Consider the following 21,271-nt stretch of genomic DNA (forward strand, 5'->3'; position numbering starts at 1 on the left):
AGCGATGGTCACCGATGGATCACGCGGTATGGGTCCTGGCCTTCGCCAAGACGACACCGAACGGACGACACCGAACGTGTGGTACGCGCGCATGATCGCGACGGACGAGGCAGCGAGTGTCAAACGGGCGCGGTCGGCGATCATGCATTCATACAGGTGTTTTGCCCGACGCCGCAAGTCATTTCGGCAAGACCGAAATTTATCGAGCTTTTTCAACCCCATGTCTACTGTGCATGGGGTTGATTTCTCGCTTTTTGTTTGGAGGGCGCCTAACCCGCGCCCGCGCGCTTCTTCTGCCAGACCAGGTGCACCGCGCAGGTGCAGCCCGGCGGATGCGAGGCAAGCTCCTTCGACGTCTCGTCGTTCGCCGGCGTTGCCGCGAACGCCGCCTTGTCGCCTGGGCTCTCTCGCGCCGGGATGTAGTTCAGGATCGGCGCGAGCCAGCGCTCGGCCTCGGCGACGCTCATGCCCTTGCGCGCAGCATAATCCTCGACCTGATCGCGCTCGATCTTGCCGACGCCGAAATAATAGCTCTCGGGGCTAGCGAGATAGAGCCCCGACACCGAAGAGCCCGGCCACATCGCAAAGCTCTCGGTCAGCTTCACGCCGGCGGTGTTCTCGGCGTCGAGCAGCTCGAACAGCGTCGCCTTCTCGGTGTGATCGGGCTGCGCGGGATAGCCGGGGGCGGGACGGATGCCCTGGTACTTTTCGAGGATCAACTCGTCGGTCGAGAGCGCCTCGTCGGGCGCATAGGCCCAGAACTCGCGGCGGACGCGGGCATGCATGCGCTCGGCAAAGGCTTCGGCGAGGCGGTCGGCCAGCGCCTTGCACAGGATCGAGGAGTAGTCGTCATTGGCCATCTTGAACCGGTCGGCGACCACATCCTCGCCGATGCCGGCGGTGACGACGAAGCCCCCGACATAATCGGGCACGCCGGTGGTGGCGGGTGCGACGAAGTCGGACAGCGCGGCGTTGAAACGGCCCTCGCGCTTCTCGAGCTGCTGGCGCAGCGTGTGCAGCGTCGCGATCGTCCTGGTCCGGCTCTCGTCGGCATAAAGCACGATGTCGTCGCCCTCTGCATTGGCCGGCCAAAAGCCGACGGTGGCGCGCGCTCGGAACCATTTTTCCTTGACGATCAGGTCGAGCATTTTCCGCGCGTCGTCGTAGAGCGAGCGCGCGACCTCGCCGACCTTGGCATCGCTAAGGATGGCGGGGAAGCGCCCGGCGAGCTCCCAGGTCTGGAAGAACGGCGTCCAGTCGATATAGGGCACCAGCTCGGCGAGATCGTAGTCGTCGAAGCTCCTGGTGCCGAGGAAGGTCGGCTTCACCGGCTTGTTCGCGGCAAAGTCGACCGGCACGCGGTTGGCGCGGGCGGTCGCCAGCTTCAGCCGCTTCTTGTCGGCCTGGGCGCGCATATGCGCGTCCGAGATCTTTGCGTATTCAGCGCGGACTTCGGCGGCATAGGCCTCGCGCCTCTCGGGCGACAGCAGAGCAGACGCAACACCAACGGCGCGGCTGGCGTCGTTGACATGCACCACGGGGCCGGCGCGATAGCTCGGGTCGATCTTCACCGCCGTATGCACACGGCTCGTGGTGGCGCCGCCGATCAGCAGCGGCAGCTTGAGGCCTTCTCGCTGCAATTCTGCGGCGAAGAACGCCATCTCGTCGAGCGAGGGCGTGATCAGGCCGGACAGCCCGACGATGTCGGCCTTCTCCGCCTTCACGGTCTCGACGATCTTGGCTGCCGGCACCATCACGCCGAGGTCGATCACCTCGTAATTGTTGCACTGGAGCACGATGCCGACGATGTTCTTGCCGATGTCGTGGACGTCGCCCTTGACGGTCGCGAGCACGATCTTGCCGGCGGACGAGGAGCCTTCCGTGCCGATGCCGTTGGCGAGATTGCGCGCCTTCTCTTCCTCCATGAACGGCATAAGCCAGGCGACCGCCTGCTTCATCACGCGGGCCGACTTCACCACCTGCGGCAGGAACATCTTGCCGTCGCCGAAGAGATCGCCGACCACGTTCATGCCGGCCATCAGCGGTCCCTCGATCACGTCGAGCGGGCGCGTCGAGGCCTTGCGGGCCTCTTCGGTATCCTGCTCGATGAATTCGGTGATGCCGTGCACCAGCGAATGCGACAGCCGCTTCGCCACCGGCCATTCGCGCCAGGCGAGATCGGCTTCCTTGGTCTGGGTCTTGTTGCCGCGGAATCTTTCCGCGAGCGCCAGCAGACGCTCGGAGGCGCCGGGGTCGCGGTTGAGGATGACGTCCTCGCACACCTGGCGCAATTCGGGATCGATGTCGTCATAGACGATCATCTGCCCGGCATTAACGATGCCCATGTCCATGCCGGCCTTGATGGCATGATACAGGAACACCGAGTGCATGGCCTCGCGCACCGGCTCGTTGCCGCGGAACGAGAATGACAGGTTGGACACACCGCCAGAAATGTGCGCGCCCGGCAGATTCTTGCGGATCCAGCGCGTCGCCTCGATGAAGTCGACGCCGTAATTGTTGTGCTCCTCGATGCCGGTTGCGATCGCGAAAATATTCGGATCGAAGATGATGTCTTCCGGCGGGAAGCCGACGCGGTTCACCAGGATGTCGTAGGCGCGCTTGCAGATCTCGGTCTTGCGGGCGAACGTGTCGGCCTGGCCGACCTCGTCGAACGCCATCACCACGACGGCCGCGCCGTGGCGGCGGGCGATCTTGGCCTCGTGAACGAACTTCTCCTCGCCCTCCTTCATCGAGATCGAGTTGACGACCGGCTTGCCCTGCACGCATTTCAGGCCGGCCTCGATCACCGAGAATTTCGAGGAATCGACCATCACCGGGACTCGGGCGATGTCGGGCTCGGCGGCGACGAGGTTGAGGAAGGTCACCATCGCGGCTTCCGAGTCCAGAAGACCCTCGTCCATGTTGACGTCGATGATCTGCGCGCCGTTCTCGACCTGGTCGCGCGCGACTTGCAGCGCGGCGGTGTAGTCGCCGGCAGTGACCAGCTTGCGGAAGCGGGCGGAGCCGGTGACGTTGGTGCGCTCGCCGACATTCACGAAAGGAATCGCGTCGGTCAGGATGAACGGCTCGAGGCCGGAGAGCCGCAAGCGAGGTTCGATCTCCGGCACGATGCGCGGCTTGTGCGGCGCGACCGCAGCCGCAATCGCCGCGATATGGTCCGGCGTGGTGCCGCAGCAACCGCCGACGATGTTGACCAAACCATCACGCGCGAACTCGCCGACCAGGCGCGCCATGTATTCCGGGGTCTCGTCATACTGGCCGAACTCGTTGGGCAGGCCGGCATTGGGATAGGCACAAACGAGCGTGTCGGCGACGCGGCCGATATCGGCGATATGCGCGCGCAGATCTTCCGCGCCGAGCGCGCAGTTGAAGCCGATGGTGACGGGCTTGGCGTGCTGCACCGAATGCCAGAACGCTTCCGGCAACTGGCCGGACAGCAGGCGGCCGGACTTGTCGGTGATGGTGCCCGACACCATCACGGGCATGTCGATGCCGCGTTCCTCGGTGATCTCGGCGATCGCGTAGAGCGCCGCCTTGGCGTTCAGCGTGTCGAAGATGGTCTCGACCAGCAGCAGATCGACGCCGCCGTCGAGCATGCCGTTGATCTGCTCGCCATAGGATTTGCGCAGATCGTCGAACGTGACGGCGCGGTAGCCGGGATTGGACACGTCGGGCGAGATCGAGGCGGTGCGGTTGGTCGGTCCGATGGCGCCCGCGACGAAGCGCGGCTTGCCGTCCTCGGCCTCGACGCGGCGTGCGGCATTGCCGGCGAGGCGGGCGCCTTCACGCGCCATCTCGTAGACGATGTCGGCGAGATCGTAATCGGCCTGGGCAATCGAAGTCGTGGAGAAGGTGTTGGTGGCGACGATGTCGGCGCCGGCACGCAAATAGGCGGCGTGGATGTCCTCGATCGCCTGCGGCTGGGTCAGGATCAGGAGGTCGTTGTTGCCGCGCAAATCGCGATGGAAGTTCTTGAAGCGCCCGCCGCGGAAGGCGGCTTCGTCGAACTGGAGGTTCTGGATCATCGTGCCCATGGCGCCGTCGAGCACGAGAATGCGCTCGCGCGCGGCGTTGAGCAGGGCGGTTCGCTTGGGAGAGGTGGATACGGTCATGGTGTCTTAAGCCGCCTTCTGCGCGCTCTTGGCGCGGATGCCGAGCAAATGGCTGATCGCGAACACGAGATCGGCGCGGTTCATGGTGTAGAAATGGAAGGTGTCGACGCCGTGCTTGGCCAGCTTCTGCACCTGGCCGGCGGCGACGGTGGCCGCCACCAGCTTGCGGGTCTCGGCGTCGTCGTCGAGGCCCTCGAATTTCGCGGCGAACCAATCCGGCACGGAGGTGCCGGCGCGGGTGACGAAATTGCGAGCCTGCTTGAAATTGTGCATGGGCATGATGCCCGGCACGATCGGGATGTTGATCCCGCGCGCCCGCACGCGGTCGAGATAGCGGAAGTAGAGGTCGTTATCGAAGAACACCTGCGTGATCGCGCGGGTCGCGCCCGCATCGACCTTGGCCTGCAGCGTGTCGATGTCATCGTCGAAGTCGCGCGCCTCGGGATGCTTCTCGGGGTACGCCGACACCGACACCTCGATATCGCCGTGCCGCTTCTTGATGCCGGCGACGAGGTCGGCGGAACTCTGGTAGCCGTCGGGATGGCTGGAGTAGGCCGTGCCGATGCCGCCGGCGGGATCGCCGCGCAAAGCCACGATGTGGCGGACGCCGACCTCGTGATAGCGGTCGACGATCTCGTCGATCTCCCCGCGCGAGGCGCCGACGCAGGTCAGATGCGCGGCCGGCAGCAGCGCGGTCTCTTTCAGGATGCGCGAGATGGTCGCGTGGGTCCGCTCACGGGTCGAGCCGCCGGCGCCATAGGTCACCGAGACGAATTTCGGGTCGAGCGGGGCCAGCCGGTTGATGGTGTCCCAGAGATTGCGCTCCATATCTTCCGTCTTGGGCGGAAAGAACTCGAAGGAGATCGCAGGCCGCTTCAGGTACCCGTCTTGCCCGTCGGTGTGGGCAGGCATCGTCGCGTCAGTCATGGGCACCACTCACTCCAAGGGCTCGCCGGGTCGCTGGCGGCCGGCGGTCAGGTCTAGATTGGGAGAGGTCAAGATAGGCCAAAGCGGCCGCACTCGACAGCCCATCAGTGATGGGAAATTGCCCACTTTACGGGTATAAATTAAGAAACATCTGAGGTAAGAGGTCGAGGTGGGAAGTTCGATTTTAGATAAAATATCTGATATATCAGATATATAATAGAAGAGGGTGGTTCGTTCGGCGCGAATTTATCGGTGGGCAATATGAAAATGATACTATTAGCGCGGTCGCTGTCCCAACACTGCGGCGAAGTCCCGCGAGTCCGCGGCCTGCACGTCAGACCTGCGCGCCCGGCCCATTGCCGCTGCGCCGCTCTCCACTACGTTAGCGCGCCATGATCCCGCTCTCAGTCCTCGACCTCTCCGTCGTCACAAGCGGCACAAAGCCCGCCGCGGCGCTGCGCAACAGCATCGACCTGGCGCGCCATGTCGATGGGCTCGGCTATGTCCGCTACTGGCTCGCCGAGCATCACAATCTCGCCTCTGTCGCTAGTCCGGCGCCCGACGTGATGATCGGGCAAATCGCGGCGGTGACGAAGCACATCCGCGTCGGCTCCGGTGGCGTGATGCTGCCAAATCACGCGCCGCTGGTCGTGGCCGAGCGCTTCAAGATGCTGGAGGCGTTGTTTCCCGGCCGCATCGATCTCGGCCTCGGCCGCGCCCCCGGCACTGACGGTGCCACGGCCTATGCGCTGCGCAGCCGGCTCGACCGCCGCGAAGGCGATGATTTCCTCGAGCGGCTGCACGAATTGATCCTGTGGCAGACCCGGGAATTCCCCTCGGGCCATCCCTACCACAACGTCGTCGCGATGCCCGACGATACGCCGTTGCCGCCGATCTGGCTGCTCGGCTCCAGCGATTATTCGTCGGAGCTCGCCGCGCAGGTCGGCATGGGCTTCGCATTCGCCCATCATTTTGCGTCCCACGATGCGATCGATGCGATGGTGCACTATCGCAATCGTTTTCAGCCCTCGGCCTGGAGTGCGAGTCCGCGCGCGATCCTCGCGGTCGCCGTCATCACGGCCGACACCGATGACGAAGCCGAAAAGCTCGCCGCGTCTTTCGACCTCAACCGCCTGCGCCGCGACCGCGGCCAGTATCTTCCGTTGCCGAGCGTCGAAGAGGCGCTGGCCTATCCCTATAGCGACTCGGAGCGCATCTCGATCCGGCGCAACCGCTCGCGCCTGTTCGTCGGCAGCGCTGCAACCGTGCAGAAGACACTGCAGCCGTTGATCGACGCGAGCAAGCCGGACGAGTTGATGGTGATCACCGCCGTGTACGATCACGAGGCGCGCAAGAAATCGTATTCGCTGCTGGCGGAGGCGTTCGGACTTAAGGCGGTCGGATAAGGCTCTCGTGCCCCGGCTCGCGCTTCGCGCGTCCGGGACACGGGACTATTCCATCGTCGCGCGGAACGGGTGGCCTGGATACACGCCGACGATGCGGAATTCGCGCGAGAAGAATTTCAGCTCCTCGATCGCGAAAGCGAGGCCCTTGTCCTCGGGGTGGCCGTCGACGTCGGCGTAAAACTGGGTGGCGAAGAAATTGCCGTCGACCATGTAGCTCTCGAGCTTGGTCATGTTGACGCCGTTGGTGGCAAAGCCACCGAGCGCCTTGTAGAGCGCGGCCGGCAAATTGCGCACCCGGAACACAAAAGTCGTGACCAGCGGACCGGAGCCCTGTGCGGCCCATTTCGGTTCGCGCGCCAGCACCACGAAGCGCGTGGTGTTGTGGGCCTCGTCCTCGATGTCCTCGGCCAAAATGTCGAGGCCGTAAATCTTTGCGGCCAGGCGCGAGGCGATCGCGGCCACCGTCTTGTCGTTGCGCTCGGAGATGTCGCGGGCGCTGCCGGCGGTATCGGCGTGCACGATGGGCTTGATGCCGAGCTTGCGGATGATGCGCCGGCACTGGCCGAGCGCGTGCACATGGCTTTCGACGCTCTTGATGTCTTCGAGCCGGGTGCCCTTCACCGCCATCAGCTGATGCCGGACCGGCAGAAACCATTCGCCAATGATGAAGAGGCCGGAGGCCGGCAGCAAATGATGGATGTCGGCGACGCGGCCCGCGACCGAATTCTCGATCGGGATCATACCGAGATCGGCTTCGCCGGACGAGATCGCCGACAAGGCGTCCTCGAAGGTGGCGCAGGGCATCGGCTCGGCGTCGGGATAGGCCTCGACGATGGCGATGTGGGAATTGGCGCCAGGCTCGCCCTGGAATGCGATTTTCAGCTTGCTCATGCTCGGCCTTGTAACAGCGGCTCAGGATTTGGAAAGGATGCTGCGGGCGGTTTCCAGGTCCGCCGGCGTGTCGACCCCGCGGGGCACGGTATCGACAATGGTGAAGTCGATGCGCATTCCGGCCTCGAGCGCCCGGAGCTGCTCGAGCTTCTCCTGCAATTCCAGCGGCGAGGGCGGGAGCCGGACGTAGCGTTCCAGCGCGGCACGGCGATAGGCATAGAGACCGATATGGTGGTAGCGCGGTCCGTCGCCGGTCGGGGCGGTTGCGCGGGTGAAATAAAGTGCGCGCATACGTCTGCCGCCGAGCGAGGTCCCGATCGCCTTCACGACGCTCGGCGCGAGGTCCTCCTCCTCGGTGTGGATCTGCGAAGCCAGCGTTGCAATGTCCACGACGGGGTCTTGCAGCGGCGGCAGCACCTCGCGGATGTTGTCGATCGTGATGGTCGGGAAATCGCCCTGCAGATTGACCACGATCTCGGCTTTGCCGTCCGGATCGAGCTTCAGCATGGCCTCGTGGATGCGGTCGGAGCCGGACGGGTGCTCCGGGCGGGTCATCACGGCCTCGCCGCCATGGGCGGTCACGACGGACGCGATCTCCGCCGTGTCGGTTGCGACCGCGACCCGGCCTATCCCGGCGGCTTCGGCACGGCGCATGACGTGCACGATCATCGGCTGCCCCGCGATATCGGCGAGCGGCTTGCCGGGCAGGCGGGTGGCGGCCATGCGGGCCGGAATAAGCACCAGGATGCGGGGATCGATCATGATTCAAGGGCCTGGGTTCAAGGGCCTGGAAACGAGGCGTTTTCCGCGCCGAGAAATGGGTGGGGACGGGCGTGAAGCCCGCTCGCTTATACGGGTTGCCAGACCCCGGGCAAACCGATATCTCAATGGCAAAACTCGGGGAAACAGTAAGGAACGTTGATTCTCCGAGGCTCGTCCTGGCGGCCGCATTGGGCCGCTCGATCCTTCTTGCGGTGTGGGGCCTGGCCGGAAATGGACTCTTTCGAACTGAACAAGATTCTCGGTGCCGTGCTCGGCACCTGTCTCCTTCTGCTGGTGACGAGCTTCACCGCCCAGGCGTTGTTCTCGCCCAAGATGCCGGAAAAGCCGGGCTTCGAGATCGCAGTGAAGGAAGACGCCGGCCACGGCAAGGAAGGCGGCGCTGCCCCCGCGGCCGCCGAGCCGATCGAAAAGCTGCTCCAGACCGCCTCGGTCGAGAAGGGCGCCGCCGCCGCCAAGAAGTGCGGCGCTTGCCACACCTTCGAGAAGGGCGGCCCGAACCGTGTCGGTCCGAACCTCTATGGCGTCGTCGGCGACCATGTTGGCGAAGGTCGCGGCGGCTTCAACTTCTCGGCAGCGATGAAGGCCAAGGGCGGCACGTGGGACTTCGATGCGCTCAACAAATTCATCGCCAATCCCAAGGCGGCTGTCCCGGGCACCGCGATGGGCTTTGCCGGCATCCCGAAGGATAGCGAGCGCGCCGACGTGATCGCTTACCTGAACAGCCTCTCCGACAGCCCGAAGCCGCTGCCCACCGCGGCGAAGTAAGGCCTATCGACTTCGCTCTTCGTAAGCGGCCAGGCTGAAAAGCCTGGCCGTTTGCTTATCCGGGCCTCGCGGCGTTGTTATCGGGGCGTTTGGCCGCAGCGATCGGCCAGCCGGCCTTCCAAGATGAGGAAAAAGCAACATATTCCGTCGAAACCTCGCCTATATTGGGAACTTAAAGGAGTAGCCTCCTTCAAGACAGGAATGTTGATTTGGCCCTTACCCGACGCGATCTCCTGCTCACTGGCACTGCTGCCGTAACGCTCCCCGCCCTTGGTTCCGTAGCGGGCCTTCCCGCCGTCGGCGTGGCACACGCGCAATCCGCCAACGAGCCCACCTGGCGCCATGCTCTGTCGCTGTTCGGACAGGTCAAATACCCCGCGGACTTCAAGCGCTTCGACTACGTCAATCCGGAAGCGCCAAAAGGCGGCGTCGCGCGCCAGATCGCCGTCGGCACATTCGACAATTTCAACATCGTCGTCTCCGGTGTGAAGGGGCAAGTCGCCGGCGCCGTAGCATTCATCTACGAATCCCTCACGACGGCCGCGCTCGACGAAGTCTCGACCGAATACGGCGCGCTGGCCGAGGCCGTCAGCCATCCGGATGATTTCTCCTTCGTGACTTACCGCTTGCGGCCGCAAGCCAAATGGCACGACGGCAAGCCGGTTACCGCGGATGACGTGATCTTCTCGCTCGATTCCTTCAAGAAGCACCACCCGCAGTACTCGGCGTATTACAGCCATGTGGTGAAGGCCGAGAAGGTCGGCGAGCGCGAGGTGAAATTCGTGTTCGACGCGCCGGGCAACCGCGAACTGCCGCAGATCGTCGGGCAGCTCACAGTCCTGCCGAAGCATTGGTGGGAGGGCACCGACGCGCAGGGCCGCAAGCGCGATGTCTCCGCCACCACGCTCGAAGTGCCGCTGGGTTCGGGCCCCTACCGGGTCAAGGAATTCGTTGCCGGACGGTCGATCGCGCTGGAGCGCGTAAAAGATTATTGGGGGCGCGACCTCGCGGCCAATGTGGGCCGTAATAATTTCGACGAGCTGCGCTACGAGTATTTCCGCGACGCCACCGTGGCGATCGAGGCCTTCAAGGCCGATCAGGTCGATTGGCGCACCGAGAACAGCGCGAAGAACTGGGCGACAGCCTACGACTTCCCGGCCGTCACCGAAAAGCGCGTGATCCTCGAGGAGTTCGCCAATCGCAGCTCGGGTGTCATGCAGGCCTTCGTGCCGAACCTGCGCCGCGCCAAGTTTAAGGATCCGCGCGTGCGACGCGCGCTCAATTACGCGTTCGACTTCGAGGAGATGAACAAGCAGATCTTCTACGGCCAGTACAAGCGCATCAGCAGTTATTTCGACGGCATCGATGAGCTGATGGCGACCGGGTTGCCGCAGGGCAAGGAGCTCGAGATTCTCGAGACGGTCCGCGCCGAGGTTCCGCCCGAAGTCTTCACGACGGCCTATACCAATCCAGTCGGCGGCAGTCCGGAAGCCGTGCGCGACAATCTGCGCGAAGCGCTGCGCCTGTTCAAGGAAGCCGGCTACGAGGTGCGCGACCGCAAGCTGATCGACGTCAAGACCGGCACCCAGTTCTCCCTGGAGTTGCTGAACTCGGATCCGAGTTTCGAGCGGATCACGCTGTTCTATAAGCCCTCGTTAGAACGGCTCGGCATTGCCGTCAGCGTGCGGACGGTGGATCCCACCCAGTACGAGAACAGGACGCGCGAGTGGGATTTCGACATCGTCACCAACTCCTGGGGCGAGTCGCAGTCGCCGGGCAACGAGCAGCGCGAATTCTGGTCCTCGAAGACGGCCGACATCGCCGGTTCACGCAATATTACCGGCATCAAGAATCCAGCTGTCGACAAGCTCATCGAGCGGGTGATCTACGCCAAGGGTCGCGACGATCTCGTCGCGGCAACCAAGGCACTCGACCGCGTGCTCCTGTGGAATCACTACGTCGTGCCGCAGTGGACTTATACGAAGGTCCGCACCGCGCGCTGGGATCGGTTCGGCCGGCCGGCGGAATTACCCAAATACGGTCAGTCCGGCTTTCCGTTCATCTGGTGGTACGACGCGGACAAGGCGGCGCGGATCGCAAAGAAGTCGTGAAGGACATTCTCCGCATGGCGCAGCTTTCACGCCGGCATGTGCTGGCCTTGGGTGCCGGTGGCGCGTTCGGCGTCTCCTGGCTCCGGGGCGCGACAGCGTCCGAGATGCCCGCCGAGGCCCACGGCATGTCGGCCTTCGGCGACCTCAAATATCCCGCCGACTTCCATCACTTCGAGTACGTCAATGTCGACGCGCCGAAGGGCGGCACCTTCTCGCTGATTCCGTCGGTGCGCGCCTACAACCAGTCCTACCAAACCTTCAACTCGCTCAATGCCTTCATCCTCAAAGGCGATGGCGCGCAGGGCATGGACATGACGTTTGCGCCGCTGATGGTGCGAGCCAATGACGAACCGGACGGGATGTACGGGCTTGCCGCCAAGTCTGTAAATATATCGGCAGACAGGCTGGTTTATCGCTTCACGATGCGGCCCGAGGCGAAGTTCCACGACGGCACCAAGCTGACCGCGCACGACGCGGCGTTTTCGCTGACGTCGCTGAAGACGAAGGGCCATCCCCTGATCATCGTGCAGATGCGCGATATGGTCAGCGCGGAAGCTGTTGACGATGCGACGCTTGTTGTGACCTTCGCCAAGGGACGCGCGCGCGACGTGCCACTCTATGTGGCGAGTCTGCCGATCTTCTCGAAAGCCTACTATGCCTCCCGTTCGTTCGACGAAACGTCTCTGGAGATCCCGTTGGGTTCGGGGCCGTACAAGGTCGGCAAGTTCGAGGTCAACCGCTACATCGAATACGAGCGCGTCAAGGATTGGTGGGCTGCCGATCTGCCCCCCTGTCGCGGCAGCTACAATTTTGACGTCGTGCGCTACGAATTCTACCGCGACCGCGATGTCGCCTTCGAAGGTTTCACCGGTAAGAACTATCTCTATCGCGAGGAGTTCACCTCTCGGATCTGGGCGACCCGCTATGACTTCCCTGCGGTGAAGGACGGTCGCGTCAAGATGGAGGTCGTGCCCGACGACACGCCCTCCGGCGCGCAAGGATGGTTCATCAACACGCGGCGCGACAAGTTCAGGGATCCCCGCGTGCGCGAGGCACTGATCGACGCCTTCGACTTCGAGTGGACCAACAAGACCATCATGTACGGTGCTTATGCCCGCACGGTGTCGCCATTTCAGAACTCGGACCTCATGGCGAGCGACGGGCCTCCGCCGCCGGAAGAGCTGAAGCTGCTGGAGCCGTTTCGCGGCCAGATTCCCGACGAGGTGTTCGCTGCGCCGTTCACGCCGCCGGTCTCGGACGGCTCCGGGCAGGACCGCAGCCTGCTGCGCAAGGCGCAGCAACTGCTCAGCGACGCCGGCCTGCCGATCAAGGACGGCAAGAGGGTGCTGCCAAACGGCGAGATCTTCAGGATCGAATTCCTGTTGGACGAGGCTTCGTTCCAGCCGCACCATGCGCCCTACATCAAGAATCTCGCGACGCTTGGCATCGAAGCGAGCGTGCGCCTCGTCGATGCCGTGCAATACAAGGCGCGCCAGGAAGATTTCGACTTCGACATCACGATCCAGCGCTTCAGCATGTCGGCGACACCGGGCGATGCTATGCGCGCGTTCTTTTCCTCGCAGGTCGCGGCGACCAAGGGCTCCTATAATCTCGCGGGCGTCGCCAGTCCGGCCATCGACGCCATGATCGAGAAGATCATGGCGGCGGACAATCGCGAGGACTTGACCGTCGCCTGCCGGGCCTTCGATCGGCTGTTCCGCGCCGGCCGTTATTGGGTGCCGCAATGGTACAACAAGACGCACCGGCTTGCTTATTGGGACCAATTCGGTCATCCGCAGAAGCCGCCGCGTTATGCCAACGGCGTCGGTGCCCCCGACATCTGGTGGTACGAGGGCGGCAAAGCCGCCAGGCTCGAGCAGGCGAAACAGCCATGAGCGCCTATATCGCCCGCCGCATCCTGCTGATGATCCCGACCTTGCTCGGGATCCTCTTCGTCTCCTTCATCGTCGTGCAGTTCGCGCCGGGCGGGCCGGTCGAGCGCGTGATCGCGCAGCTCTCGGGCGCCGATACCGGCGGGACCTCGCGCATTTCGGGCGGCAGCGACTTTGCGCAACGCGCCCCGGGGCAGTTAGGCGCTGGCGGCGACGCTATCAATTCGAAATATCGCGGCGCGCAAGGCCTCGATCCCGATTTCATCAAAAAGCTGGAAGTGCAGTTCGGCTTCGACAAGCCGGCCCCGGAGCGCTTCGCACTGATGGTCTGGAATTTCGCCCGCTTCGATTTTGGCAAGAGCTATTTTCGCGATGTCAGCGTGCTGCAACTCGTCAAGGAGAAGTTGCCGGTCTCGATCTCGCTCGGCATATGGCTGACGCTGCTGACCTACCTGATCTCGATTCCGCTCGGCATCCGCAAGGCGGTCAGGGACGGGACGCGCTTCGACACCTGGACGTCGAGCGTGCTCGTGCTCGGCTACGCCATACCCGGGTTCCTGTTCGCGATCCTCTTGATCATCCTGTTTGCCGGTGGCTCGTTCTTCAACTGGTTCCCGCTGCGCGGACTGACGTCAGACGCCTGGTCGCAATTTCCGTGGTACTGGAAGATCATCGATTATTTCTGGCATTTGACGCTGCCGCTGATCGCCATGGGGCTCGGTGCGTTCACCACCATGACGTTCCTGACAAAGAATTCGTTTCTGGACGAGATCCGCAAGCAATACGTGATGACCGCGCGCGCGAAAGGCTGCAGCGAGAATAGGGTGCTCTATGGCCACGTCTTCCGCAACGCGATGCTGATCGTCATCGCCGGCTTTCCCTCGACCTTCATTCACGCTTTCTTCTCGGGCTCGCTTCTGATCGAGACCATCTTCTCGCTGGACGGACTGGGACTGCTCAGTTTCGAGAGCGTTCTCAACCGCGACTACCCCGTGGTGTTCGGCACGCTCTTCATCTTTTCGCTCGTCGGCCTCGTGATCAACCTGATCTCTGACCTGACCTATATGTGGATCGATCCGCGAATCGATTTCGAGGCGCGGGAGGTCTGATGACGCTGGCCGCCCCCACCACGCCGATCGAAACCACTGCGAAGTCGCCGCTCGGCAATGCCGTGCCGATCACGCGCAAACCGTTCGTGCCGTCGCCGCTCAACAGGCGCCGCTGGCAGAATTTCAAGGCGAACCGGCGCGGCTATTGGTCGTTCTGGATCTTCCTGATCCTGTTTGTGGTGTCGCTGTTCGCCGAGCTGATCGCCAATGATCGGCCGTTCCTGATCAAATATGATGGCCACCTTTATTGGCCCTCCGTCGTCACCTATTCGGAAACCACTTTCGGCGGCGATTTCGAAACGGCGGCCGACTATCGCGATCCCTATCTGCAGAAGTTGATCAAGGACAAGGGTGGCAGCATCGTCTGGCCGCTGATCCGCTATTCCTACGACACCCACAATCTCGATCTGCCGACGCCGGCGCCGTCGAAGCCGACCTGGATGCTGACGGAAGCGCAATGCAAGCCTGTCGTCGAGAAGAAAGGCCTCAAGAGCTGCCGCGATCTCGAATACAACTGGCTCGGCACCGACGATCAGGGCCGCGACGTGGTGGCGCGGCTGATCTACGGCTTCCGCATCTCGGTGCTGTTCGGCCTCTGCCTGACCATCGTCTCCTCCATCGTCGGTATCGCGGCCGGCGCGGTGCAGGGCTATTTCGGCGGCTGGATCGACCTGTTGTTCCAGCGTTTCATCGAGATATGGACTGCGATTCCTTCGCTCTATCTACTGCTGATCCTGTCGTCGGTGCTCGTGCCCGGCTTCTTCGTGCTTCTCGGCATCCTGCTGTTGTTTTCCTGGGTGTCGCTGGTCGGACTCGTGCGCGCGGAATTCCTGCGCGGGCGCAATTTCGAGTATATCCAGGCGGCGCGGGCGCTCGGCGTGTCGAACAAGGTCATCATGTTCCGGCATCTGTTGCCGAACGCGATGGTCGCGACCATGACGTTCCTGCCGTTCATCGTGTCGAGTTCGGTGATGACGCTAACGGCGCTCGACTTCCTCGGGTTCGGACTGCCGCCCGGCTCGCCGTCGCTCGGCGAGCTGCTGTCGCAGGGCAAGTCCAACGTGCAGGCGCCCTGGCTCGGTTTCTCCGGCTTCTTCTCGGTCGCCATCATGCTGTCGCTCTTGATTTTCATCGGCGAGGCCGTGCGCGACGCGTTCGATCCGCGCAAGACGTTCAGGTAAGCCAATGGACGCGATCAACCAGCCCCTGCTCAGCGTGCGCGAGCTCTCGGTGGCCTTCCACCAGGGCGGCGTCACCACGCTCGCGGTCGACAAGATCTCGTTCCAGATCAGGCGCGGCGAGTGCGTGGCGCTGGTCGGCGAGTCCGGCTCCGGCAAGTCGGTCAGCGCGCTCTCGATCCTCAAGCTCTTGCCCTATCCGAACGCCTCGCATCCTTCGGGCAGCATCCACTTCAAGGGCCAGGAACTGATCGACCGGTCGGAGCAGGAGATGCGGGAGATTCGCGGCAGCGACATCTCCATCATCTTCCAGGAGCCGATGACCTCGCTCAACCCACTGCACACGATCGAGGCGCAGATCGGCGAGATCATCCAGCTGCACAATCCGACCAGCAATGCCGAGGCGCGCAGGCGGACGCTGGAATTGCTGACGCAGGTCGGCATTCCCGAGCCTGAAACGCGGCTGAAGAGCTATCCACACCAGCTCTCCGGCGGCCAGCGTCAGCGCGTGATGATCGCGATGGCGCTCGCCAACGAGCCTGACCTCTTGATCGCGGACGAGCCGACCACGGCGCTCGACGTCACCGTGCAGGCGCAGATCCTGACGCTGCTCGCGGAGATCCGCAGTCGCCTCGGCATGAGCCTGCTCTTCATCACCCACGATCTCGGCATCGTGCGCCGCATCGCCGACCAGGTCTGCGTCATGAAGGGCGGCGAGATCGTCGAGCAGGGGCCGGTCGAGCAAGTGTTCAAGACCCCGAAGCATCCTTACACGCGCGACCTGCTTGCCGCGGAGCCGAAGCCGGATCCGGCGCCGCCGCAGCCGGATGCGCCGGTGGTGATGTCGGCCGACGACCTGAAAGTCTGGTTTCCGATCAAACGCGGGTTGATGCGCAAGACGGTCGGTCACATCAAGGCGGTCGACGGTGTCAGCATCGCCGTGCGCAAGGGCGAGACGCTTGGCGTCGTCGGCGAGTCCGGCTCGGGCAAGACCACGCTGGGGCTCGCATTGCTGCGGCTGATCTCGTCGAACGGACGCATTGTGTTCCTGGGAAAGGATATCCAGGGCCTGCGCTTCAAGGAGATGCGGCCGTTCCGGCGCGACATGCAGATCGTGTTCCAGGATCCGTTCGGCTCGCTCAGCCCGCGCATGTCGGTCGCCGACATCGTTGCCGAAGGCCTCACCGTGCATCAGCCGCAGCTCTCGCGCGGCGAGCGTGAGGAGCGCGTCGTCAAGGCGCTCGAGGACGTCGGACTGAAGCCGGATACCCGCCACCGTTATCCGCATGAATTCTCCGGCGGCCAGCGCCAGCGCATCAGCATCGCCCGGGCGGTGGTGCTGGAGCCGGATTTCGTCGTGCTGGACGAGCCGACCAGTGCGCTCGACATGCTGATTCAGGCGCAAATGGTCGATCTGCTACGTGAATTGCAGCGCCGGCGCGATCTCACCTACATGTTCATCTCGCACGATCTGCGCGTCGTCGCCTCGCTCGCCAGCCATCTGATCGTGATGCGCGGCGGCAAGGTGGTCGAGGAAGGCCAGGCCGCCGAGCTCTTCAAGAACCCGAAGACGGATTACACGCGCGCGCTGTTTGCGGCGGCGTTCCGGCTGGAGACGGCGGGGAATGGGTCTGCGGCGACTTAGCGTCCGTCAGAGCCGCTTGATCGCGGTGACCTCGCTGCCGGCTTGCTTGATCCTTGCGATGGCCGGCTCGATCGGCTCGATCGCCGTTGCCATGTGATGCGCATTGGCGTGGACCATAGTGTCGGCGTCGCGGACGATGGCGACATGACCCTTCCAGAAAATGAGATCGCCGCGCAGCAAGCTGCTCCGCTCATGCGGCTCCAGCGCGCGGCCGAGGCCGGCCTGCTGCATGTCGCTGTCGCGCGGGCAGCCGATGCCCGCTGATGTCAGCGAGATCTGGACGAGGCCGGAGCAATCGACGCCGAGGCTGCTCTTGCCACCCCAGAGATAGGGCGTGCCGACGAAACGCTCGGCGACTGCGACGAAATCCGGCTCGCGATGGCCAAGCGGGGCGAGATGGGCCTTGGGCAGATATTGTCGGTCGCCCGTCACGGCGAAGCTGCCGTCCTCGCGTGCAACCGCGATCTTCGATCCCATCACCAGCGTGTCCGCCGGCGGCAGCTTGATCGAGGGGCCGGGGAAGGCAAAGGTTCGTAAAGCCCTGACTATGTGGGTCGGCGCGGCCGCAGGCTTCAAGAGCGCTGCGTCCGGCAGCCAGCCGACATAGCCGTCACCGGAAAGCTGACCCCATGCCCAGCCTTCGCTGTTGCGGTCGTAGACCGTGACGCGCTCGCCGCGCAACGCTTGCGTCATCAGCATCGCGTTCGGCGACGGCTGCTCGCGCACGGGCGCGATCGCCTCGATCATCTCGAATTCCTCGCCCGTGACGAAGCGATCCGCCTGCACCGTGCCTTCGAGATACTTCGCGGCGAGGTCGCCTCGCGACGGTGTCAGCCTTGGATCTCGTCCCGGATCACGCATAGCGCTCGCTCAACAATGTGTAGATCGCGCGCGCGGCCTGGCACTCGCCGCCCTCGGGGCGTGCGGGCTTCGCCGACGGCGTCCAGCCGTAGATGTCGACATGCAGCCAGCTCTTGGCCTGTTCGACGAAGCGTTGCAGGAACAGCGCGCAGATGATCGAGCCGGCAAAGCCGCCTGACGGTGCGTTGGTGATGGTGGCCGTCTTGGAGTCCAGCCACGCATCGTAAGGCGGCCACAGTGGCATGCGCCACAACGGATCGTTCTCCCTCGCCGCGCATCGTGCGACGTCGGCGGCCAGCGCCTCATCATTGGTGTAAAAGGGCGGCAAATCCGGCCCCAGCGCGACGCGTGCCGCTCCCGTCAACGTGCCGAGATCGATCAGCAGGTCCGGCTTTTCCTCGTCCGCCAGCGCCAGCGCGTCGGCGAGCACCAGCCGTCCCTCCGCGTCCGTATTTCCGATCTCGACCGTGATGCGCTTGCGCGAGGTGAAGATATCGAGCGGGCGGAAGGCATTGCCCGCGACCGCGTTCTCCACGGCCGGAATCAGCACGCGCAGTCGCACCTTCAGCTTCGCATCCATCACCATGCGCGCCAGCGCCAGCACGTTGGCGGCGCCGCCCATGTCCTTCTTCATGATCAGCATGCCGCTCGACGGTTTCAAGTCGAGCCCGCCGGTGTCGAAGCAGACGCCCTTGCCGACCAGCGTCACCTTGGGATGGGCCGGGTCGCCCCAGCCGATGTCGATCAGCCGCGGCGCGCGGCTAGATGCCATGCCGACGGCGTGGATCAGCGGAAAATTCGTCTTCAAGTCGTCACCGATGGTGCAGGCAAAGCTTGCACCGAATTCGGCGGCGAGATCCTGCGCGGCCGCGGCCAGCTCCTCCGGCCCCATGTCATTGGCCGGCGTGTTGATGAGGTCGCGCGCCAGTGTTGCGGCGTCCGCCATGCGGTTGATCTCGGTCGCGTCGACGCCGTCGGGCGGCACGAGGCGGACCTCGGGGCGATCCGCCTTGCGGTACCGGGCGAAGCGGTAGCTGCCGAGCGCGAAGGCGAGTGCGGCGAGCCGTGCATCGTGCGGTGCATTGGCGAAGCGATAGATGCCCGGCGGCAGCAGGCCGGGCAGGGCGCCCGGTCGGAACAGGTCGCGCGATCTTGCACCTTCGTCCTCGAGCCCGAACAGCACTTGCGCGATCGCGCCATCGAGCGCGGGCAGCGCGAGATAGCCGCCCGGCTTTGCGGTAAAGGCGCTCGCAATGGCGAACTGGCGTTGCGCCGCCGGTAGCCCCTCGGCGACCTGATCCCAGCTCGACTTGGTGACGAAGGTGATCGGGATGGCGGTAGGCGACGTCTCGAAGACAGAAGGCATTGGCGGGTCCGGATCCAGATCGAGCGGGTCATACGAACGGACGAGATTTCGCAGAGTTTTGCCGCCGCCGCAATCAGCTTTGCTGCCACCGTTCAGCGATCCGCTACTCGCAGCAAGGGGGCCATGCTAGGTTCCGGCAACGGCCGTCGGGTGCGGAGATCTCCGGCGGCCGACGACAAAGCCGGCCGGGAGGAAATGCAATGGAATTTGTGTGGAGCGTGGTCACATTCATCGGCCAGGCGGTCGAGGCGATTTTTGGCTATGTCGAGCATCATCATTGGATATTCGCGTTCCTTGCCGGCGGTTACGCCTTCTATCTCCACGACCGCTCCGTTCACGCGCGGTTCGATGCACTGGACAAGCGCATTGACGAAATCCGCAAGCGGCTCGCCATCGAATATTGATCAAGTGTGCGAAACCATCATCGGGCGGGCCCCGTATCTCATGCCAAGATCCGCGGTTCGCGCGAGCGGCCGCGGGGCTTTACTAGCGCTGCGGTTGTGGCATTATTGGCCAATATTTTAGATTGTGTCGTGCGGGTTCTGCACGTGGCGAAAGTCATTGCTACCTGGCTCATCACGGCCTGGGTTGAAACCGGCCTGAATCTGATCGTCGAAGGCATTTCTCTCATCGTTTGCGCGGCGCGACATTCGCAAATGAGCGACGCAAAATGGATAGATCGTTCGTCATCGTACAGATTTCCGACCTGCATCTGGACGGGTCTGGTCGACTGCTTGCGACGATCGAGACGCTCAATGCCGCAATTCGCGAGAGGATGGCGGACTTCGCGGACATTCCCGATCGCATCCTGCTGATCACTGGCGATATCGTGGACGACCCGACGCCGCCTGCGCTCGACGAAGCGCTCGCAGTCATCGCGTCCTTCCGACAGACCGGGCTGTTCACCGACATCCAGGCAATCGCCGGCAATCACGACGTCAAGCGCTCGAGCCAGCGTGCAGGCCGCTACGACGTCTATGATTACCTGCATTTGCCGCGGACCTCGAAGAGCGTCTACTACCGTCAGGCCGGCCTCGATCTGGTGCTGCTGGATTCCAACCGCGCGAGCCTCACGACGCTCGCGAGCGGCAACGTCGACCAGAGCGCCTATCACGCCATGGTTTCGGATTCCGCGCGGCTGAGCGTCGAGCTCGCGGGCAGCCTCGGCTCGGGCGGCCGCGCCGATTATGCCGAGCCGGTGGAAAACCTCGTGCGCGTGCTGGCGCTGCACCATCATCCACTGCCGCAGGCGACCGGAGAAGGAAAGCGGTTTCTCGGCGTGCCCGACGAACCGCTGATGTATCTCGCCGCGCCCGCGACCTTCCTCGAAGCGGCGACATCGCTCAACGTCGATCTGGTTCTGCACGGACACCGGCATGTCGAAGGGTTGACGCGCTATTCGATTCCCGATCCGCGCGCCATGTCGAGCGAGAGCGATGAAGCATTCTGGCGCACGATCTACGTCTTGTCCTGTCCGTCATCGACCGGGCAGGCCGGTGACGACGCCGGCTTCAACGTCATCCATTTCGGCCCGATGTCCCATCCGATGTCCCATGGCGGCCGCACCGAGTATCGCTTCGCGATCGCCCGCTACTCACGTCCGCGCAAGGATGGTGTCTTCAGGCTCCTCGATTCCAACCTGCCGCACGGCGTCGTCGGGCTGCCGGCCGGGCGGGATTTTTCCCGAGATCCGGCCGTCCAGTCGGGCATCGAGATCGACGCATGCACGACGCTGAAACGGGATCAGGTCGCGGCATTCGCCCGCCGGCTCCTGCTGCGCCGCGCCTTCTATGCCGATGGCGAGGCGGATTGGGCCGATTTGCTCCACGTCTATCTCGTCACCTCCCACGTCTGGGCAGATCTCGAAAGCAAGTTATCGAGATCCGCACGCAAGCATGAGGTCGACGCCGCGGCCACGGTGACATCGCTGCTGCGTCGGTTGATCGAACAATCTGCAAATGTGCTCGGCATCGACGATTTTCAGCTCGACGAGCTCCGCGCGAGGCGTCTGGTCAATCGTGACGACCTTCGGCGCGAATTGCCGAGGGTGGCGCGCCCGGGTATCGATCTCGAGATCGAGACGCGGCAACGATTGCAATTGCTGCGAGACCTGAACGAGCAGGCAAAGGCGCTCGGTCTCGATCCGGGTCTCGGCGGCAAGGTCCCGCCGCCGGCGCCGCAGTGAGGGACGCGGGTCCGGGGAA

General features: G+C 63.8%; 15 protein-coding genes. 9 read left to right on the forward strand and 6 right to left on the reverse strand.

The window, feature by feature from the left end; translation table 11 throughout:
* Positions 1-269: 269 nt before the first annotated feature.
* Positions 270-4,133: a methionine synthase gene (gene metH / locus BRA1253DRAFT_RS27345; protein WP_007599744.1), complete on the reverse strand. Its 3,864-nt coding sequence runs from the start codon at positions 4,131-4,133 to the stop codon at positions 270-272.
* A gap of 6 nt (positions 4,134-4,139) precedes the next feature.
* Positions 4,140-5,060 carry a methylenetetrahydrofolate reductase [NAD(P)H] gene (metF, locus tag BRA1253DRAFT_RS27350; RefSeq protein ID WP_007599745.1) on the reverse strand — a complete coding sequence of 307 codons (921 nt, stop codon included), beginning with the start codon at positions 5,058-5,060 and terminating at the stop codon, positions 4,140-4,142.
* 392 nt (positions 5,061-5,452) lie between these two features.
* On the opposite strand from metF, the gene BRA1253DRAFT_RS27355 reads away from it, so the two are divergent.
* Complete coding sequence (locus BRA1253DRAFT_RS27355) at positions 5,453-6,466, forward strand: LLM class flavin-dependent oxidoreductase (RefSeq protein WP_007599746.1); 1,014 nt, start codon at positions 5,453-5,455, stop codon at positions 6,464-6,466.
* 45 nt (positions 6,467-6,511) lie between these two features.
* Here the strand turns inward: BRA1253DRAFT_RS27355 and BRA1253DRAFT_RS27360 are convergent, their stop codons facing one another.
* Together BRA1253DRAFT_RS27360 and BRA1253DRAFT_RS27365 are read right to left on the reverse strand one after the other, a co-directional pair.
* Positions 6,512-7,357, reverse strand: a complete 846-nt coding sequence (locus tag BRA1253DRAFT_RS27360) for a prephenate dehydratase (RefSeq protein ID WP_007599747.1) — start codon at positions 7,355-7,357, stop codon at positions 6,512-6,514.
* A gap of 21 nt (positions 7,358-7,378) precedes the next feature.
* Entirely contained in the window at positions 7,379-8,119 is a 741-nt protein-coding gene (locus tag BRA1253DRAFT_RS27365; protein WP_007599748.1) for a 3-deoxy-manno-octulosonate cytidylyltransferase, read from the reverse strand.
* A gap of 231 nt (positions 8,120-8,350) precedes the next feature.
* Between BRA1253DRAFT_RS27365 and BRA1253DRAFT_RS27370 the strand changes: the two genes are divergently transcribed.
* The 6 genes from BRA1253DRAFT_RS27370 (at position 8,351) to BRA1253DRAFT_RS27395 (ending at position 16,840) form a co-directional block, all read left to right on the forward strand.
* Positions 8,351-8,905, forward strand: a complete 555-nt coding sequence (locus BRA1253DRAFT_RS27370; RefSeq protein WP_007599749.1) for a cytochrome c family protein — start codon at positions 8,351-8,353, stop codon at positions 8,903-8,905.
* A 209-nt stretch (positions 8,906-9,114) separates the two neighbouring features.
* The gene (locus BRA1253DRAFT_RS27375; RefSeq protein WP_007599751.1) at positions 9,115-11,016 is read left to right on the forward strand and encodes an extracellular solute-binding protein; all 1,902 of its coding nucleotides are present in this window, start codon (positions 9,115-9,117) and stop codon (positions 11,014-11,016) included.
* A 14-nt stretch (positions 11,017-11,030) separates the two neighbouring features.
* Positions 11,031-12,911 carry an extracellular solute-binding protein gene (locus tag BRA1253DRAFT_RS27380; protein ID WP_007599752.1) on the forward strand — a complete coding sequence of 627 codons (1,881 nt, stop codon included), beginning with the start codon at positions 11,031-11,033 and terminating at the stop codon, positions 12,909-12,911.
* Positions 12,908-14,017 (forward strand): microcin C ABC transporter permease YejB, encoded by a 1,110-nt coding sequence (locus BRA1253DRAFT_RS27385; protein WP_007599754.1) that lies wholly within the window; start codon positions 12,908-12,910, stop codon positions 14,015-14,017. The genes BRA1253DRAFT_RS27380 and BRA1253DRAFT_RS27385 overlap by 4 nt, the downstream gene beginning before the upstream one ends.
* Positions 14,017-15,198 (forward strand): ABC transporter permease, encoded by a 1,182-nt coding sequence (locus BRA1253DRAFT_RS27390; RefSeq protein WP_007599755.1) that lies wholly within the window; start codon positions 14,017-14,019, stop codon positions 15,196-15,198. Before BRA1253DRAFT_RS27385 ends, BRA1253DRAFT_RS27390 begins: the two co-directional genes overlap by 1 nt.
* 4 nt (positions 15,199-15,202) lie before the next feature.
* On the forward strand, positions 15,203-16,840 hold the full coding sequence (locus BRA1253DRAFT_RS27395; protein WP_007599757.1) for an ABC transporter ATP-binding protein: 1,638 nt from the start codon (positions 15,203-15,205) through the stop codon (positions 16,838-16,840).
* Positions 16,841-16,846: 6 nt separating this feature from the next.
* Here BRA1253DRAFT_RS27395 and BRA1253DRAFT_RS27400 read toward each other — a convergent pair whose 3' ends face one another.
* Together BRA1253DRAFT_RS27400 and BRA1253DRAFT_RS27405 are read right to left on the reverse strand one after the other, a co-directional pair.
* The gene (locus tag BRA1253DRAFT_RS27400) at positions 16,847-17,701 is read right to left on the reverse strand and encodes a C40 family peptidase (RefSeq protein WP_007599759.1); all 855 of its coding nucleotides are present in this window, start codon (positions 17,699-17,701) and stop codon (positions 16,847-16,849) included.
* Positions 17,694-19,067: a M17 family metallopeptidase gene (locus tag BRA1253DRAFT_RS27405; RefSeq protein ID WP_007599762.1), complete on the reverse strand. Its 1,374-nt coding sequence runs from the start codon at positions 19,065-19,067 to the stop codon at positions 17,694-17,696. Before BRA1253DRAFT_RS27405 ends, BRA1253DRAFT_RS27400 begins: the two co-directional genes overlap by 8 nt.
* Before the next feature lie 200 nt (positions 19,068-19,267).
* Here BRA1253DRAFT_RS27405 and BRA1253DRAFT_RS27410 point away from each other — a divergent pair, with 200 nt between their 5' ends.
* Complete coding sequence (locus BRA1253DRAFT_RS27410) at positions 19,268-19,471, forward strand: hypothetical protein (RefSeq protein ID WP_007599763.1); 204 nt, start codon at positions 19,268-19,270, stop codon at positions 19,469-19,471.
* A gap of 266 nt (positions 19,472-19,737) precedes the next feature.
* Complete coding sequence (locus BRA1253DRAFT_RS27415) at positions 19,738-21,252, forward strand: metallophosphoesterase (RefSeq protein ID WP_007599764.1); 1,515 nt, start codon at positions 19,738-19,740, stop codon at positions 21,250-21,252.
* The last annotated feature ends 19 nt before the right edge of the window (positions 21,253-21,271 follow it).

The organism is Bradyrhizobium sp. WSM1253, assembly GCF_000244935.1.
GTDB classification, from domain to species: domain Bacteria; phylum Pseudomonadota; class Alphaproteobacteria; order Rhizobiales; family Xanthobacteraceae; genus Bradyrhizobium; species Bradyrhizobium canariense.

Bases quoted from the DNA above. Each gene is read 5' to 3' on its own strand.
- BRA1253DRAFT_RS27380 (WP_007599752.1), top strand. From the start codon at position 11,031: ATGGCGCAGCTTTCACGCCGGCATGTGCTGGCCTTGGGTGCCGGTGGC.
- BRA1253DRAFT_RS27410 (WP_007599763.1), top strand. From the start codon at position 19,268: ATGGAATTTGTGTGGAGCGTGGTCACATTCATCGGCCAGGCGGTCGAG.
- BRA1253DRAFT_RS27355 (WP_007599746.1), top strand. From the start codon at position 5,453: ATGATCCCGCTCTCAGTCCTCGACCTCTCCGTCGTCACAAGCGGCACA.
- BRA1253DRAFT_RS27405 (WP_007599762.1), bottom strand. From the start codon at position 19,067: ATGCCTTCTGTCTTCGAGACGTCGCCTACCGCCATCCCGATCACCTTC.
- BRA1253DRAFT_RS27415 (WP_007599764.1), top strand. From the start codon at position 19,738: ATGGATAGATCGTTCGTCATCGTACAGATTTCCGACCTGCATCTGGAC.
- BRA1253DRAFT_RS27400 (WP_007599759.1), bottom strand. From the start codon at position 17,701: ATGCGTGATCCGGGACGAGATCCAAGGCTGACACCGTCGCGAGGCGAC.
- BRA1253DRAFT_RS27365 (WP_007599748.1), bottom strand. From the start codon at position 8,119: ATGATCGATCCCCGCATCCTGGTGCTTATTCCGGCCCGCATGGCCGCC.
- BRA1253DRAFT_RS27360 (WP_007599747.1), bottom strand. From the start codon at position 7,357: ATGAGCAAGCTGAAAATCGCATTCCAGGGCGAGCCTGGCGCCAATTCC.
- BRA1253DRAFT_RS27395 (WP_007599757.1), top strand. From the start codon at position 15,203: ATGGACGCGATCAACCAGCCCCTGCTCAGCGTGCGCGAGCTCTCGGTG.
- BRA1253DRAFT_RS27370 (WP_007599749.1), top strand. From the start codon at position 8,351: ATGGACTCTTTCGAACTGAACAAGATTCTCGGTGCCGTGCTCGGCACC.
- metH (WP_007599744.1), bottom strand. From the start codon at position 4,133: ATGACCGTATCCACCTCTCCCAAGCGAACCGCCCTGCTCAACGCCGCG.
- BRA1253DRAFT_RS27385 (WP_007599754.1), top strand. From the start codon at position 12,908: ATGAGCGCCTATATCGCCCGCCGCATCCTGCTGATGATCCCGACCTTG.
- BRA1253DRAFT_RS27390 (WP_007599755.1), top strand. From the start codon at position 14,017: ATGACGCTGGCCGCCCCCACCACGCCGATCGAAACCACTGCGAAGTCG.
- metF (WP_007599745.1), bottom strand. From the start codon at position 5,060: ATGACTGACGCGACGATGCCTGCCCACACCGACGGGCAAGACGGGTAC.